Raw genomic sequence first — 14,552 nt, forward strand, 5'->3', positions numbered from 1 at the left:
CACAACCATGAAAGTATATTTGTATATAGCTAAACAGAAGAAGACGCTGAAAATGTACCTCCCATACATTGAAGCACTTGGCAAAAAGCTCGACATCACCCACAATCTGGCAGATGCCGACATCGTTATGATATTGGGAGCATGGACCATGCAGGGAGCACAGCTTGCCGGAAAATCACGCAAGATGGGCATTCCATACATGGTGTGTCCACTCGGAGACATCTCTGAACGAAACCGGAAGAATCCTCACCTCAAGCGCAGCCTCCAGTCGCTCGTGTATCAGAAGACGATGTATCAAAAAGCTGATCTCGTCATCGCCACAACACCGATGGAGAAGAACTATCTCGCCCAGCTGGGTTGGAACAAGAACATCGCCCTGATCAGATATTTCGGTTACAGTCATCTCACATCAGAAGGCGCCATGCTGGACAACTGGGCAGACACCAACATCTCTACCCTTTCCGGTTTTGAACAGCACAAGGCAGAAATGATTGCAGCACAGACCAAGGAACCTATCATCGCTCAAATCCTGCAGATAAAGAGTCGTATGCCTCACCAGAACATTCCACAGAACTATCTGGACAGCCTGCATACCTTATTATATGCCGATAATTATGATGAGGATGCCATCAATGAGGAATTGCAGACGCTGAAGCTTTCCGGCTATGCGGCAGCAGTATTCCAGGCGATGACAGAGAAAACCGGACTTACCGAGGGCTTCATGCCCCTTCCGGCAAAAAAAAGCAGAAAAAGCAAGGAGATACTGAGATATGTAAAATAGGACAAAAGCAGAAAAGGGCTACCTTCACAGGCAGCCCTTTCTACATATTGTACAAAAACATTATGAATTCTTTCTATTAGCGAACAAGATTCTTATTTTTCTGATAAGTAACTATTCTATCTAAAAGTCACAATAAACCGAATATATCTTAAGTTTCAAACATCTTCTTGTTTTCGTTTGCAAAGGTACTACTTTTTCTCTGAATGTGCAATACCTAAAAATGGGGGTTTTCACTATTACCTAATAGTAGGTATCTGAAAAAAGATAAACATACGATAGTTTCCGGAATATACAGGATCAGGACAAGAAAACTGCGTATTTCTGAATAGAATACACAGAGATATGAATTTATATCACAGAGATACGGAGTGAAAAACACAGAGATACGGATTTATTTCACAGAGATATCCCTGAAAAACCCAGAGTTTTCAAACGCAGACAATAAAAAAACTGCAAGTCAGATATGAAATCCAACCTGCAGTTTCTATTAAAATCTCTCTCTCAATCTATTTTGATTCTTGAATCAACACCTGCGTGATTACTTCAAACCACGGTTGATGAGTGTAGCATTCAAAAGCATCACGTACTTGCGATACTGTGTATTGTTGAGGATGCTGTGCATGTACTTCAAATCCTTGATGACAGCCTTGTCAATCATAGCTGCACGATCCTCCTTAGATGCAGAAGCAGCATTCATCATGTCTGCTGTGAAGTTCTTGTGAACGTCAGAAACAGCATCAACCTGATCGATATTAAGTGACAATGCATCAGCCAAGCTACCCATCTTGATGTTCATGTTGTAAGCTGCTGTTGCGTTTGTAGCCTCTTCTGCTGCAAAAGTAGTTGTCATACTCAACAATGCTACTGCTAAAATCATAATCTTCTTCATAATCTTTTTACCTTTCTTTACTTTACGAGTCTCATGGAGCAGATATCCTAATTGCTCCGTTTCCTGAGAACTCTTGTTAAACATTATCCTATAGTCTTATTTCTTTAAGACGCTGCAAAGATACGAACTTTCTGCTGTGTGCGCAAACATTTATTTGTTTTTTTTCAAAAATCCGTTTATTATTTGACATAAATCAACAAGAGCAGTCTAAAACCAGGAGCAGAAAGTAATTTTTTACAGATTTTAGCTAACAAATTGTAAGATGGCTCAAAATAATTAAGGTGGAGAGGAAAATTTCCTTGATTTCTCTTCCATATCCCAATATTTATTTGTACCTTTGCAGAAGTTAAGCAACAATTAAAGAATAAATGGAACAACAGACACATATAGACAAGGCACTGGCATTTATGGAAAGCTTGGAAAAACTCGGCAGCCAACTGAAGGCAGCCGAAGAACAGCAGAAGCATTTCATCGCCCGCATGCTTGAACTGAAAAAGGCAAATCAGACAGAAGGTGATGAATATGCAGAACTATCCCAAAAGAGCAAGAGCCTGCAAGACATCATAGACAAATGGCGTCCTATCTATCTGGAGCGCATGGAAATGGTGAAAAGCGTCAGCATTCAAAGACGCCAACGCATGAATAAGAAAAAATAAAATCATATTGCCTATATATATAAAATAGGTAATAGTATCAAAACAAGATAAAATAAAAACATAAATAATAATGGAATCAAACAACAAGAACAAATTTATTGTAGTGTCTTATGCACTCTACGATGTAACTAAAGGTGATAACGGTGAAGAAATGCTCATCGAGCGTACAACAGACGAGCGTCCTTTCATCTTCATCAGCGGCATGGGCGTAACATTGCCAGCATTCGAAGAGAAGATGGTAAATCTTGAAAAGGGCGAGGAGTTCGACTTTGAGCTGGAGCCAGAGCAGGCTTATGGCCTCCACTATGACGAGCGCGTACTCGATCTCGACAAGCAGATCTTTACAGTCAATGGCCAGTTTGATGCTCAGCACGTACAGGTTGGTGCCATCATCCCATTGCAGAACGAGGACGGCAACCACTTCAATGCTGTCGTTAAGAATATCACCGACGAGAAGGTTACATGCGACCTCAACCATCCATTGGCAGGTTTGAAGCTCAACTTCTGCGGTCAGGTATTGGAAAGCCGTGAAGCAACAGCTGAGGAAATCGCTAAGATGGCTCAGATGATCAGCGGTGAAGCTGGTGGTTGCGGTGGCGGTTGCGACAACTGTGGTGGCGACTGCAAGGACGGCAACTGCAAAGGCGGCTGCGATTGCAACAAGTAATATTTGAGAATAAACTATAGCGGCTGTCTCAAGCAAAATTGGGATAGCCGCTCTTCATATCAACTCATGAGGCTTACCTACCCTATCATCATGGGAAGAACGAGCCTCTATATCATACATAGGACAATGAGGAATACATTTGGCAATCTTTTCACTCTCACCACTTTCGGAGAGAGTCACGGCATAGCTGTAGGAGGCGTCATCGACGGTTTCCCTGCTGGCATTGACATAGACATGGACTTTATCCAGAGCGAACTGAATCGTCGACGCCCTGGACAAAGTCACATTACTACTGCCCGAAAGGAAGCAGACAAGGTGGAATTTCTAAGTGGTGTCTTCGAGGGGAAGTCAACGGGAACACCTATCGGCTTTGAAGTACGAAACCAGAACCAGCATTCTCAAGACTATGAGAACATGCGCTGTCTGTTTCGCCCATCACATGCCGACTTCACCTACAACGAGAAGTATGGCATCAGAGACCATCGTGGAGGCGGACGCTCATCTGCCCGCATCACCATCTCACGCTGCGTGGGTGGCGCCCTTGCCAAGTTGGCACTCCGCCAGCTGGGCATCAGCATCACTGCCTACACATCGCAGGTGGGAAACATCGCTTTGGAGAAAGATTACCATCAGTATGACCTCAACACCATCGAAGACAATCCGGTACGTTGTCCGGACCAGGCTAAAGCCAAGGAGATGGAAGACCTCATTGCCCAGGTTAAAGCCGACGGTGATACCATTGGAGGCATCATCACATGCGTAATCAAGGGAAGCCCTGCGGGACTGGGTGAACCGGAATTCGACAAGCTCCATGCACAACTGGGTGCAGCCATGCTCGGCATCAATGCCGTGAAGGGTTTTGAATATGGAGAGGGATTTGCTGGCGTTACCGCCCGTGGAAGCGAACAGAATGATGTGTTTGTTCCGAAGGATGAAAATACAAATCAGGCTGCAGATAAATCCATCAACCAGGATGTTGTAGCCCGCATCACGACCAGAAGCAATCATAGCGGAGGTATCCAGGGCGGTTTGAGCAATGGTCAGGATATCTATTTCCGGGTAGCATTCAAGCCTGTAGCCACCCTATTGATGAAACAGGACACTGTGGATTTGGAAGGAAATCCGACCAAGCTTACAGCCCGCGGCCGACATGATCCATGCGTATTGCCAAGAGCCGTACCAGTAGTAGAGGCAATGGCAGCCATGGTTATCCTGGATAACTATCTGATGAATAAAACCATAAAACTTTAATTAGTGATTAGTTAGTAGTGATTAACAAACTTATCACTACTAACTAATCACTAATTATTACCTAAAGTTTACTGTCCTTTAATAGTTTAGGGCAATGCTCATTGAAAAAGCATTTATCACAAAGCGGCTTGGCACTCTTGCAGATATATCTGCCATGCAGCAGAATCCAATGATGAGCATTCGGAATATCCTCTGCAGGAATATGCTTCATCAGATAATCCTCTACCTTGCGAGGCGTATCTGCCGTGCGGGGCACCAATCCCATACGATGGCTCACACGATAGACATGCGTATCCACCGCCATCGTAGCATAGCCGAACCATACGGCACGAATCACGTTCGCAGTCTTGCGCCCCACTCCAGCCAACTTCACCAGATCATCAGTCGCCTCAGGCACTTCGCCCCCAAACATCTCCACCAATTGACGGGACATCTGGGCAAGATGCTTTGCCTTGGCATTGGGATAGCTGACGGAACTGATCAGTTCATAAATATCCTCCTCACTCGCCTGCGCCATGTGCAGAGCATCGGGATAACGGGCAAAAAGAGCCGGAGTAACCATATTGATACGCTTATCGGTACATTGGGCCGAAAGCAAGGTAGCCACCAGAAGCTGAAATGCGCTACCGAAGTGCAACTCGGTAGTCACATTCGGCAGCGCATCTCTGAAGTGATTCAATATAAAATTATATCTTTCGTTACGAAGCATATTGTTTATTTTTTAGCAGGAGTTTTCTCTGCACCCTTCAACTTACCCTTGTAAGCCTTGTTCAAGCCAGCAATCACCTCGTTGGTAATATCCAAAACCTTATCAGCATAGAGCAGGTTATCACCACTCTTAGAGAAGATGATGCTATACTTCTTTTCCTTGTTATATCTATTGAGATAGTTGGCAATGCTGTCGTGGAGAGCCTTGTTATACTTGTCCTGCTCAGCAGCAAACTCATTGCTCAAACGCTGCTGCAATCCCTGAAGGTCATTGTTCTGCTTCTGAAGACCAGCCTGAATAGCCTCAGCCTGCTCACGAGTATATGCGTTCTGCTGAATCTTCTGCTGGAAATTAGCAGCAGCAGCCTGCAACTGCTGCCCCTTCTGTGCGATAGTAGCCTGAATATTCTGACCCTTCTTCTCCAAGATAGAAGAATACTCCTTAGCAAAGGTATACTGAGTCATGATTGAGTCAACCTCAACGTATGCAACCTTCAACCCCGTAGAAGCCTTAGTCTCTGACTTAGCCTCAACCTGAGGCTGTGACTTGTTGCAAGATGCCAATGACAAAGCAGCAACAGCAGCAATAGCCACTGAACTCAAAATGTTCTTTTTCATTTTCTAGTATTTTATAATTTATATTTCTACTTATTAATTTCTTACTCCCGGTAAATTCAATTCATTCATATTTCTAATAAGCCTTATTGGCTTCACGCGCCTCGCGATCCTGATCTACCACACAGTGGATGCCCATCTTGCGCAAGCCCGGATTATCGTGAACATGCTGGGAAGAGAACTTACCATTCTTTTTGAAAATCAATTTCACGCTAAATAATGCCATTGCTATAGCAATTATTAACAGACTTAATAACATTAATTTTACCATTTTTATTACCTTTGCAGTGCCTTAGTGCACTTCGCGTTGCAAAGGTACGATTTTTCGAGGAAAACTCAAAATAAAATAAAGAAATAATAGAAAATTCAAAACAAAATAACATAAATATATCAATAAATGGAAAAAAAAGAATTAAAACCTGCTCTCGTGTTTGAGCAGTTCGCTAAAATCAACGAAATACCTCGCCCTTCCAAGCATGAGGAAAACATGATTGAGTACTTGAAGGAATTCGGCAAAAGCCATCAGCTCGAGACTCTGGTCGACGAAACAGGAAACGTTCTCATTCGCAAGGCTGCAACTCCAGGATATGAGAACGCTGATACCATCATCCTCCAGAGCCACATGGATATGGTTTGCGATAAATTGGTAGACGTAGAGTTCGACTTCCATAAGGATGCCATCCAGACCTACGTAGACGGTGAATGGCTGAAGGCAAAGGGTACTACCCTCGGTGCTGACGACGGTATCGGCTGTGCCATCGAACTTGCCATCCTCGCTGCCGACGATATCGAGCATGGTCCTATCGAGTGCGTCTTCACCCGTGATGAGGAAACAGGATTGACAGGTGCCGTTGGCATGAAGGCTGGTTTCATGACCGGCAAGATGCTCATCAACCTCGATTCAGAGGATGAGGGACAGATTTTCGTATCATGTGCAGGCGGTCAGACTACCAAGGCTACCTTCCACTTCAACCGTGAGGAGGCTCCTGCAGGTTATTTCTTCATGGAGGCTGCCCTGAAGGGTCTCAACGGTGGTCACTCAGGCGATGACATCAACAAGAAGCGCGCCAATGCCATCAAGTTGCTTGCACGTTTCCTCTTCCTGGAGAATGAGAAGCTGGGTGGTGAACTCCGTCTGGTTAGCTTCAACAGCGGAAAGATGCACAATGCCATCCCTCGTGACGGCAAGATTGTCTTCGCTGTCAAGAATGAAGCTAAAGAGCAGGTACGTGCTGATTGGAACATCTTCGCTTCTGAAGTAGAGGATGAATTCCACGTTACAGAACAGTCTATGCAGTTCAACATGGGTTCTGCCGATGCTGCTCCTGTCATCGAGAAGACCGTTGCAGACAAGTTCATCATGGCTTTGCAGGCTGTAGACAATGGTCCTCTTACCAACTGTCAGGACGAGGCACTCGCCGAGATGGTAGAGACTTCCAGCAATGTGGCAAGCGTTGCTACCGACGGAAACAGCATCCACATCGTGGCTTCTCAGCGCAGTAACGTGATGAGCAACCTGGATAATATGACCAACACTGTAAAGGCAGCATTCCTCCTGGCTGGAGCCGAGGTAAACGTTGGCGGAAAATACCCTGCATGGAAGATGCGTGCCAACAGCAAGCTGACCGACATCACCGTGAAGAGTTACGAAAAGCTCTTCGGCAAGAAGCCATTGGTAAAGGGCATCCATGCCGGTCTGGAGTGCGGTCTCTTCTCTGAGCGTTACCCAGACCTCGACATGGTAAGCTTCGGTCCTACTCTTCGCAATGTTCACACTCCAGACGAGGCTCTTCTGATTCCTACCGTCCAGATGGTATGGGATCACTTGCTGGACATTCTGCGCAGCGTTAAATAACAACAGATATTGTTTCATTTCCCACATTCTCAGGATATGAAAAAGATATTATATGTATTGACATTGGGCTTCGTATTGGCTCTCACCTCCTGTGGAGACCAGTACAAGGCCAAGTCACTGGTCAAGGATTTCCTGAATGAGAACCTTGCCACGGACAACGACTGCAGCTATGAGCGATTCAGCAATCTCACTCCTACTGCCATGATTGACATAGATAAAGTAAAATCAATGCGCAAGGAGATGAGCACTTTGCCATACATCAAGAAAGACATCAGCTATAATGACAATGCCATTACCGACACCTTATTATATATAAGGGCCACTTATAAGCTGACCGACAAAGATGGCAAACAGCAAGAGCTCACACAGACATTCTATATGGACAAGGCGCTGACTCATGTTGTCGCCTTCAAGCAAAACTAACCAAAAAGGTGCCAGCCATTCTCTGACGAGATTGCTGACACCTTTTTCTATTTTACACACATATTTTCTATCTTATACACATATTTCTTTCTTACACACATATAAAAACTAAGAAGCCATTTCCTCTTTTACGTATCTTCGCACACTCTTACGCGCATTACCTAAATAATGCTCTGCACACTTATATTTGATGTTCAGGTGGAGAGCAATGTCCTTCACTGTCATTCCTTCCAGGTTTAACCTATAGACACTACTTTGCTTCTCTGAAAGTTGTGCAATACCATTTTCCAGTTTCGCCTGAATCTCATGGGCAGAATAGATGGTAGCAACATCATCTACATACCTGTTCTGCCAATCAGTATTCCGGACCACATTCTCATATTTTTCCAGACAGTGCCTGTGACGCCAATAATCCAGAATAAGATTGCGTGCTATAGTATATACCAGACAAGGTAAAGTAATACGTGTAATCATACAATCCATCTTCAACAAGCGCACGAAAACATTCTGCACGATATCTTCTGCCTGCTCGGCTTTTTCATCCCCCAGCAAGCGAGAAGCTACAAAACCTTTCAATTCGGCGTAGCACTCTGTATAGTATTCAGCAATGATGCTGTGCTTAGATTCAATGTTCTGTTCCATGATGGTGGTTTTGATTATTATGTTTTTACATTAATTGTATTGCAAAGGTACGAAAAACAGATAGCATCACCAAAGAAATGAGATAAAAAAATGTGCTAAATGTCTGCTTTGAAACATTTAGCACATATCTAGAAACAATTTGTAACCTTCAATGTTACATTTCGTAAAGTAATATACACTTTAATAAAGCCCCAATTACTTGATCATATCCACACTTCTCTTCAGGAAAGCATCAAGAGACGCACCCTTCAGCATACCGTTCTGCAACAGGGCGAGGTCGATAAGCTGATGAACAATGTTGTTGTTCTTGGCATAACCCGAGATGATATCATTGCGCTTTGCCTTCTCATCGCTGATAGCCTTCTCTGTATTGTGAACATCATCCTTCTCTTCCTGGGTAATCTCCTCTGGCTTCTTCTTGCCCTGCTCCTGATGAAGTACTGCAAGACGAGCCTCCTGACCCTTGATTTCAGCAAGGATTGGCTTCAATGCATCTGCTGTATTAGCCTCAGCATCCTCCAATACCTTCTTCACCAAAGCATGGTCGGAGTTCAACACGATGTTGTAGCTGTCTGGCATCTGACCGTAGAAGTTCATGCCTGTCTGGAACTGGCTCATCGCCTTCATACGGCGCATGTACTCATTCTGGGTGATGAGCACTGGCTGGTTCTGCTCGCCCAAAGCCTGAATCTCTACAAAGAACTCTGCCTTGTCGAGCTTAGGCATCTGAGAACGGAATACTTCTGTCAAGTTGTCAGACTGGTCTTTTGTCAAATCTGTCTTCTTGGCATCTTCCTTTACGATGAGTCGGTCAATGATATCCGCATCCACACGGGTGAAGCGGCTCTTCTCCAACTTCTGCTCCAGCATATTCACCATTGGGGTATCCAGCTGACCTTCCATCAGAAGCACTGAGTAACCCTTCTGCTTGGCAGCCTCGATGTAAGAGTACTGCTCCTCCTTGTTGTTGGCATAGAGATATACCAGGTTGCCATCCTTATCGGTCTGGTTGTCCTTGATGAGTGTCTTGTACTCCTCGTAAGTGAAGTACTTACCCTCCACATCCTTCAGGAGAGCGAAGTCCTTGGCGCGGTCGTAGAAGTCATCCTGTGAAAGCATACCGTAGTTGATGAAGAGTTTGAGGTCATCCCACTTCTCCTCGAATTCCTTACGGTTCTCCTTGAAGATAGAGTTCAAGCGGTCTGCCACCTTCTTGGTGATGTAGGTAGAAATCTTCTTAACGTTGCTGTCGCTCTGCAAGTAGCTGCGGCTCACGTTCAATGGGATATCCGGTGAGTCGATAACACCATGCAACAGGGTCAGGAACTCAGGAACGATGCCCTCTACCTGGTCTGTTACGAATACCTGGTTGCAATACAGCTGAATCTTGTTGCGCTGCATGTCGATGCTGTTCTTGATGCGTGGGAAGTAGAGAATACCCGTCAGGTTGAATGGGAAATCTACGTTCAGGTGAATCCAGAACAATGGATCGTCCTGCATTGGATAGAGAGTATGATAGAACTTCTTGTAGTCCTCATCCTTCAAGGTGCTAGGAGTCTTGGTCCAGAGAGGCTCTACATTATTAATAATGTTATCCTCGTCTGTCTCCACGTTCTTGCCGTCCTTCCACTCAGTCTTCTTGCCGAAGGATACAGGCACTGCCATAAACTTGCAGTACTTGTTCAGGAGTTCCTCAATCTTGCTCTTCTGGAGAAATTCCTTGCAGTCGTCAGCGATATGGAGAACGATATCTGAACCGCGGTCAGCCTTGTCAGCGTCCTCAATTTCGAAAGCTGGTGAACCGTCGCAGCTCCACTTTACAGCCTTGCTACCCTCTTTGTAGCTCTTGGTGATGATTTCCACCTTGCTGGCTACCATGAAAGAAGAATAGAAACCGAGACCGAAGTGACCGATGATGGCATTGGCATTCTCCTTATACTTGTCGAGGAAGTCTGTTACACCAGAGAATGCAATCTGGTTGATATATTTATCGATTTCCTCCTCTGTCATACCGATACCACGGTCGCTGATAGTGAGGGTACCAGCCTTCTCGTCGAGAGAAATGCGAACGGTAGTGTCACCTATCTCACCCTTGAAGTCGCCCTGGGCAGCAAGAGTCTTCAACTTCTGTGTAGCATCCACAGCGTTGGAAACCATCTCACGGAGGAAGATGTCATGATCTGAATATAAGAATTTCTTGATGACAGGGAAAATGTTCTCTGTCGTTACACCGATATTACCTTTCTGTGCCATAGTTATTATATCTTTTAATGTTATTATTTTATTTTTTATGTTTGCTATGGCTTATACAAATAGCGTGCCAAATTACAGCACCCTACATACCCTGATGCCAATCTGCACCGGATGTTTCTGCATATAGGTATACAGTGTCATCGGTTCGTCTATTACTTTTTTATGTATACTGCTCGCATTGAGCAGGTGGAGTCCGTCCCTGTGCCAGGAAGCCAGACCGATATGCGTGGTGTCCAATCCTTTCTTGTTGGTAACAATCACGATGATGTCACCGTCATGAATAGCCTTTCTGAATATCTGGTTATTGGCAATGGTCGATTTGGGAACATAACGGTATTTTTTCCCGTTTACGCTCTTCTCCAACTGGCGAATGCCTGCTTTCCACTCAGGATGAGCAGAAAGCATCTTATAGCTCGATGTATGAGTAGACATCCAGTTGACATTGACGGTCTGGACGGCAGTAAATGGCGGATTAGGAGCGATGTTTCTGACAATACCCTCCTTTTCATTATCGTCCATCCAAATGGTAAAATAATGCTGGCGCTTCACATAAGATACTTCCCCGCCTACATATCTCACGTGCTTCAAATGTTCGCAGAAGGAAGCAAAGGAGGTTTCATGCTTCTGGGCGCACATCGTCAGGGCTGTCACCATCTCTACATAGGTGGTACAGTCGAGTTCACGTGTATTCACGATGAGAACCTCTTCCATTGTCCTATCCAAGGTACCTCCAACGTATGGAATCCCCACAAACTGCTTGCCAAACCACAACATCCAGTTGGCAGGTTTCGTCTTCAAGGCTTTTGCCTGCTTCAACAAGTTGACGATACGAATACTGTCCTGGCGCTGATACACAACACCACTCTTTGCCATAGATGGCATCAACGACAAGACAGCCAAAACTAATACAGATATTCTCTTTAGAATTTTCATTTTCCTACAGTTTTAATGATTACGTTTTCTTCCAAAATTAACTCCGAAATACAGATTGACAGAACCGAAGGAATTATTGGTAGAAAACTGAGATTTTCTATAATTATAAGAATGGATGATAGTACTCATGCCCGCATACCATCGGGTATTGTTCCATACTACTCCAAATCTTCCTATACCATCCAAGTTGACATTCCTGAAACGGAAGTTCATGATGTCGAAATGTTCACTTTCGGTATCCGAGGTAGACTGGTTGTAGGCAAGCCCCACCGAGAGCGAGGCATTGAAAAGCCAATTCTTGGCGAACACCCAGTTATAAGCATAGCCACAACTTACATTGATATCACTATATTTCACCTGCGAAAACATCAGGCTACTGTCTATCTTAGCCTGCTCTCCAGGAGGAACACCCTGGTTCAAGCAATCATCAACAAGCTGGGTGAGCTTGTCCCAATCCACTTCCAGTTTGTGTTGGGTATATCCGATGCCCAAGAGCATGGAGCCGGCACTTCTGCGCTGTACGGTACTCTGTGCATAAGCAGCTGGATAAGAGAATCTTCGATGATTAAAGATATAGTAAAGGTTGAGCCCCTTGATACTCGATTTAAATCCCCCGAAAGGCGCCTTTCTCATCGCATTACAGTTGATATGTTCTCCCAGATTCATGCGCTTGACATGATAATCATTACCTGTCTGACGCCAGAAGAGATCAACACCCAGCAGACTGCTGTAGAGACTCAAGTCAAACTCCTTTTTATTCGTATGACTGTTATTGGCATTGATATGCTTCAAGTCGAAAGTATAACCCAGGAATACCCATCGCCATCCCAGATACGGACCTAATCGCCAGGAAGGGTCAGGGGCAAAGGTAATGCTCTGTCCCTCCTTGTTGCGCAAGGTATAAATCTCGTAGGTATTCGTATTCTGCAGCATTACTGTATAGTTGTAATGCTGGTCTTCGATATAGGAAGAATCGGTGGTATTGAATTCCCGGAAAAAGCGGGTAAAGACGTTGCCCACCTGATGAAAGAAAGTCCGCTTATGACGGGCTCTTATCAGGCTATCCGTGGAGTTGTGCTTAAACATGGTAGAATTGAAAAGATGGCTTACAAAAAGGGTGTCCGTCACCTCCACCCTCTTTTCATTGTCTTTTGCAGACAAAGATTCCTCTTCTGCTGCCCCTACAGGCAGCAGAAAAAAGGTTAACATCATCCACAAAAAACAAATTTTTCTCATACAGAGACTTTTTATTTTAAGTCTAATTCTTCCACAAAACACGGTCTAGCACCCAGTTAACCGGTGTAGCCGAGATACTCGTACAGTCGCAATGCCCGATGCCCTGCAAATGCTCTATGACATGCTTGATCATCGGCAATTGCACATAGGAAGGATTTGGTACGGTAATACTCTGTTTTCCTTCACTGGTGATGAGAACAATAGGTTCATATGTAAATACCGAAAAAGACAAGGAGCCCTTATCACCGATAATCTCGATACGGTCTTCCTTTGCACTCTCATGTCCCACAAAGCACCAGCTTCCACTGCCCGTAACCCCATTTTCGAAGAAGAAACAAGCTGAAACGGTATCCTCTGCCTTGTAGAGATGAGCACGATTGGCAGGATAACCATGTGCACGGGTGATAACACCGAAAATATTCTGCAACAAATCAATCTGGTGTGGGGCCAAATCATAGAAATAACCTCCACCCGCAATATCCGGCTGCAACCTCCAAGGCAATTCCTTTTCGTTTTTATAGTCAAGGTCACGAGGAGGCACAGAGAACCTTATCTGAACATTGATTACCTTACCGATGGTACCGTTTTCAATGATCTCCTTCACTTTCTGGAAATATGGAAGATAACGACGGTAATAAGCCACAAAGCAAGGAACACCGGTCTGCTCACTGATACGATTGATACGGATACAGTCGTTATAGCTTGCTGCCAATGGCTTTTCTATATAAACAGGCTTGCCTGCACGCATTGCCATGATGGCAAAGGTGGCATGAGACGATGGTGGAGTAGCGATATAGATGGCATTTACATCAGGGTCATCTATCAATTCCTGGGCATCCGTATACCATTTACGGATATGATGACGCTCAGCATAACTACGAGCCTTGTTCTCGCTACGGCTCATCACTGCCACAACCTGCGAACCTTCCACCTCATTGAAGGCCGGTCCGCTCTTCTTTTCGGTTACTTCTCCGCAGCCGATAAATCCCCAATTGATCTGTTTCATACGTTTCGATGATTTTTATTCTCCAGCAAGCGACTTGTTGATCTCGTCAATATAATCGAGCACTTCGTCACGTCCCATCTTTTTCTCACTACTTGTAATGAAATAAGGAGGAAGCTCTTCCCAGCGATCTTCCAATGCATGCATCCATTTCTCGGCATTCATACGAGCCTTTACCGGTCCCAACTTATCTGCCTTGGTGAAAACGATACAGAATGGCACATTGCTTTCGCCCAACCAGTCTACGAATTCACGGTCAATCTTCTGCTGGTCATGGCGTACGTCGATAAGAACAAAGACGTTTGCCAACTGAGGGCGCTGAAGGATATAGCTGCTGATCATCTGCTCCAACTGCTTCTGGACAGTCTTGGAGCGCTTGGCAAATCCATAGCCGGGAAGGTCAACCAGATACCATTCATTATTGATAATGAAGTGATTGATCAGCAACGTCTTACCCGGTGTGGCTGAAGTTTTAGCTAAACCTTTATGATTGCAAAGCATATTGATAAGACTAGACTTACCCACATTGCTTCGACCGATAAAGGCGTACTCAGCCTTATTATCCTTTGGACACATGCTCACTCGTGGAGCAGATATTGTAAATTCAGATTTCTTAATTTCCATCGTTATGTTTTCTATT

16 protein-coding genes are annotated in these 14,552 nt (G+C 44.6%); 6 read left to right on the forward strand and 10 right to left on the reverse strand.

Annotated features, from left to right (window positions below):
- Positions 1 to 7: 7 nt before the first annotated feature.
- Complete coding sequence (locus tag ACTQ16_RS10485; RefSeq protein WP_294968138.1) at positions 8 to 781, forward strand: glycosyltransferase; 774 nt, start codon at positions 8 to 10, stop codon at positions 779 to 781.
- 538 nt (positions 782 to 1,319) lie between these two features.
- Here the strand turns inward: ACTQ16_RS10485 and ACTQ16_RS10490 are convergent.
- Positions 1,320 to 1,670, reverse strand: a complete 351-nt coding sequence (locus ACTQ16_RS10490; protein ID WP_218416335.1) for a hypothetical protein — start codon at positions 1,668 to 1,670, stop codon at positions 1,320 to 1,322.
- Between the two features lie 368 nt (positions 1,671 to 2,038).
- Here ACTQ16_RS10490 and ACTQ16_RS10495 point away from each other — a divergent pair, with 368 nt between their 5' ends.
- The 3 genes from ACTQ16_RS10495 to aroC all read left to right on the forward strand — a co-directional run bounded on the left by ACTQ16_RS10495 (position 2,039) and on the right by aroC (position 4,244).
- Positions 2,039 to 2,326, forward strand: a complete 288-nt coding sequence (locus ACTQ16_RS10495; protein ID WP_294968134.1) for a hypothetical protein — start codon at positions 2,039 to 2,041, stop codon at positions 2,324 to 2,326.
- 70 nt (positions 2,327 to 2,396) lie between these two features.
- Positions 2,397 to 2,993, forward strand: coding sequence for an FKBP-type peptidyl-prolyl cis-trans isomerase (locus tag ACTQ16_RS10500; RefSeq protein WP_441937326.1), 597 nt, complete (start codon positions 2,397 to 2,399; stop codon positions 2,991 to 2,993).
- Between the two features lie 126 nt (positions 2,994 to 3,119).
- The gene (gene aroC, locus ACTQ16_RS10505) at positions 3,120 to 4,244 is read left to right on the forward strand and encodes a chorismate synthase (protein ID WP_441937327.1); all 1,125 of its coding nucleotides are present in this window, start codon (positions 3,120 to 3,122) and stop codon (positions 4,242 to 4,244) included.
- 61 nt (positions 4,245 to 4,305) lie between these two features.
- Here the strand turns inward: aroC and nth are convergent, their stop codons facing one another.
- The 3 genes from nth to ACTQ16_RS10520 all read right to left on the reverse strand — a co-directional run bounded on the left by nth (position 4,306) and on the right by ACTQ16_RS10520 (position 5,838).
- A complete protein-coding gene (gene nth / locus ACTQ16_RS10510) occupies positions 4,306 to 4,953 on the reverse strand; it encodes an endonuclease III (protein ID WP_441937328.1) in 648 nt (215 codons plus the stop codon).
- Between the two features lie 5 nt (positions 4,954 to 4,958).
- On the reverse strand, positions 4,959 to 5,570 hold the full coding sequence (locus tag ACTQ16_RS10515; RefSeq protein ID WP_218416334.1) for an OmpH family outer membrane protein: 612 nt from the start codon (positions 5,568 to 5,570) through the stop codon (positions 4,959 to 4,961).
- Between the two features lie 73 nt (positions 5,571 to 5,643).
- Positions 5,644 to 5,838 carry a hypothetical protein gene (locus ACTQ16_RS10520; RefSeq protein WP_217759863.1) on the reverse strand — a complete coding sequence of 65 codons (195 nt, stop codon included), beginning with the start codon at positions 5,836 to 5,838 and terminating at the stop codon, positions 5,644 to 5,646.
- A gap of 126 nt (positions 5,839 to 5,964) precedes the next feature.
- Here ACTQ16_RS10520 and ACTQ16_RS10525 point away from each other — a divergent pair, with 126 nt between their 5' ends.
- The gene (locus ACTQ16_RS10525; RefSeq protein WP_441931984.1) at positions 5,965 to 7,422 is read left to right on the forward strand and encodes an aminoacyl-histidine dipeptidase; all 1,458 of its coding nucleotides are present in this window, start codon (positions 5,965 to 5,967) and stop codon (positions 7,420 to 7,422) included.
- A gap of 36 nt (positions 7,423 to 7,458) precedes the next feature.
- Positions 7,459 to 7,845 (forward strand): hypothetical protein, encoded by a 387-nt coding sequence (locus ACTQ16_RS10530; RefSeq protein WP_294968126.1) that lies wholly within the window; start codon positions 7,459 to 7,461, stop codon positions 7,843 to 7,845.
- A 108-nt stretch (positions 7,846 to 7,953) separates the two neighbouring features.
- Here the strand turns inward: ACTQ16_RS10530 and ACTQ16_RS10535 are convergent, their stop codons facing one another.
- From ACTQ16_RS10535 to yihA, 6 genes are all read right to left on the reverse strand, one after another.
- Complete coding sequence (locus tag ACTQ16_RS10535) at positions 7,954 to 8,487, reverse strand: RNA polymerase sigma factor (protein ID WP_441937330.1); 534 nt, start codon at positions 8,485 to 8,487, stop codon at positions 7,954 to 7,956.
- Positions 8,488 to 8,682: 195 nt separating this feature from the next.
- Positions 8,683 to 10,740: a molecular chaperone HtpG gene (gene htpG / locus ACTQ16_RS10540; protein WP_441937331.1), complete on the reverse strand. Its 2,058-nt coding sequence runs from the start codon at positions 10,738 to 10,740 to the stop codon at positions 8,683 to 8,685.
- 72 nt (positions 10,741 to 10,812) lie between these two features.
- Positions 10,813 to 11,673 carry an N-acetylmuramoyl-L-alanine amidase-like domain-containing protein gene (locus tag ACTQ16_RS10545; RefSeq protein WP_441937332.1) on the reverse strand — a complete coding sequence of 287 codons (861 nt, stop codon included), beginning with the start codon at positions 11,671 to 11,673 and terminating at the stop codon, positions 10,813 to 10,815.
- 12 nt (positions 11,674 to 11,685) lie between these two features.
- On the reverse strand, positions 11,686 to 12,909 hold the full coding sequence (locus ACTQ16_RS10550; protein ID WP_441937333.1) for a DUF4421 domain-containing protein: 1,224 nt from the start codon (positions 12,907 to 12,909) through the stop codon (positions 11,686 to 11,688).
- A 22-nt stretch (positions 12,910 to 12,931) separates the two neighbouring features.
- Positions 12,932 to 13,915 (reverse strand): Gfo/Idh/MocA family protein, encoded by a 984-nt coding sequence (locus ACTQ16_RS10555; protein ID WP_294968118.1) that lies wholly within the window; start codon positions 13,913 to 13,915, stop codon positions 12,932 to 12,934.
- A gap of 15 nt (positions 13,916 to 13,930) precedes the next feature.
- Positions 13,931 to 14,536 (reverse strand): ribosome biogenesis GTP-binding protein YihA/YsxC, encoded by a 606-nt coding sequence (yihA, locus tag ACTQ16_RS10560; RefSeq protein WP_153122788.1) that lies wholly within the window; start codon positions 14,534 to 14,536, stop codon positions 13,931 to 13,933.
- Between the last annotated feature and the right edge of the window lie 16 nt (positions 14,537 to 14,552).

The sequence above is a fragment of the Prevotella sp. LCP21S3_D2 genome (genome assembly GCF_052118345.1).
Classification (GTDB): Bacteria; Bacteroidota; Bacteroidia; order Bacteroidales; family Bacteroidaceae; genus Prevotella.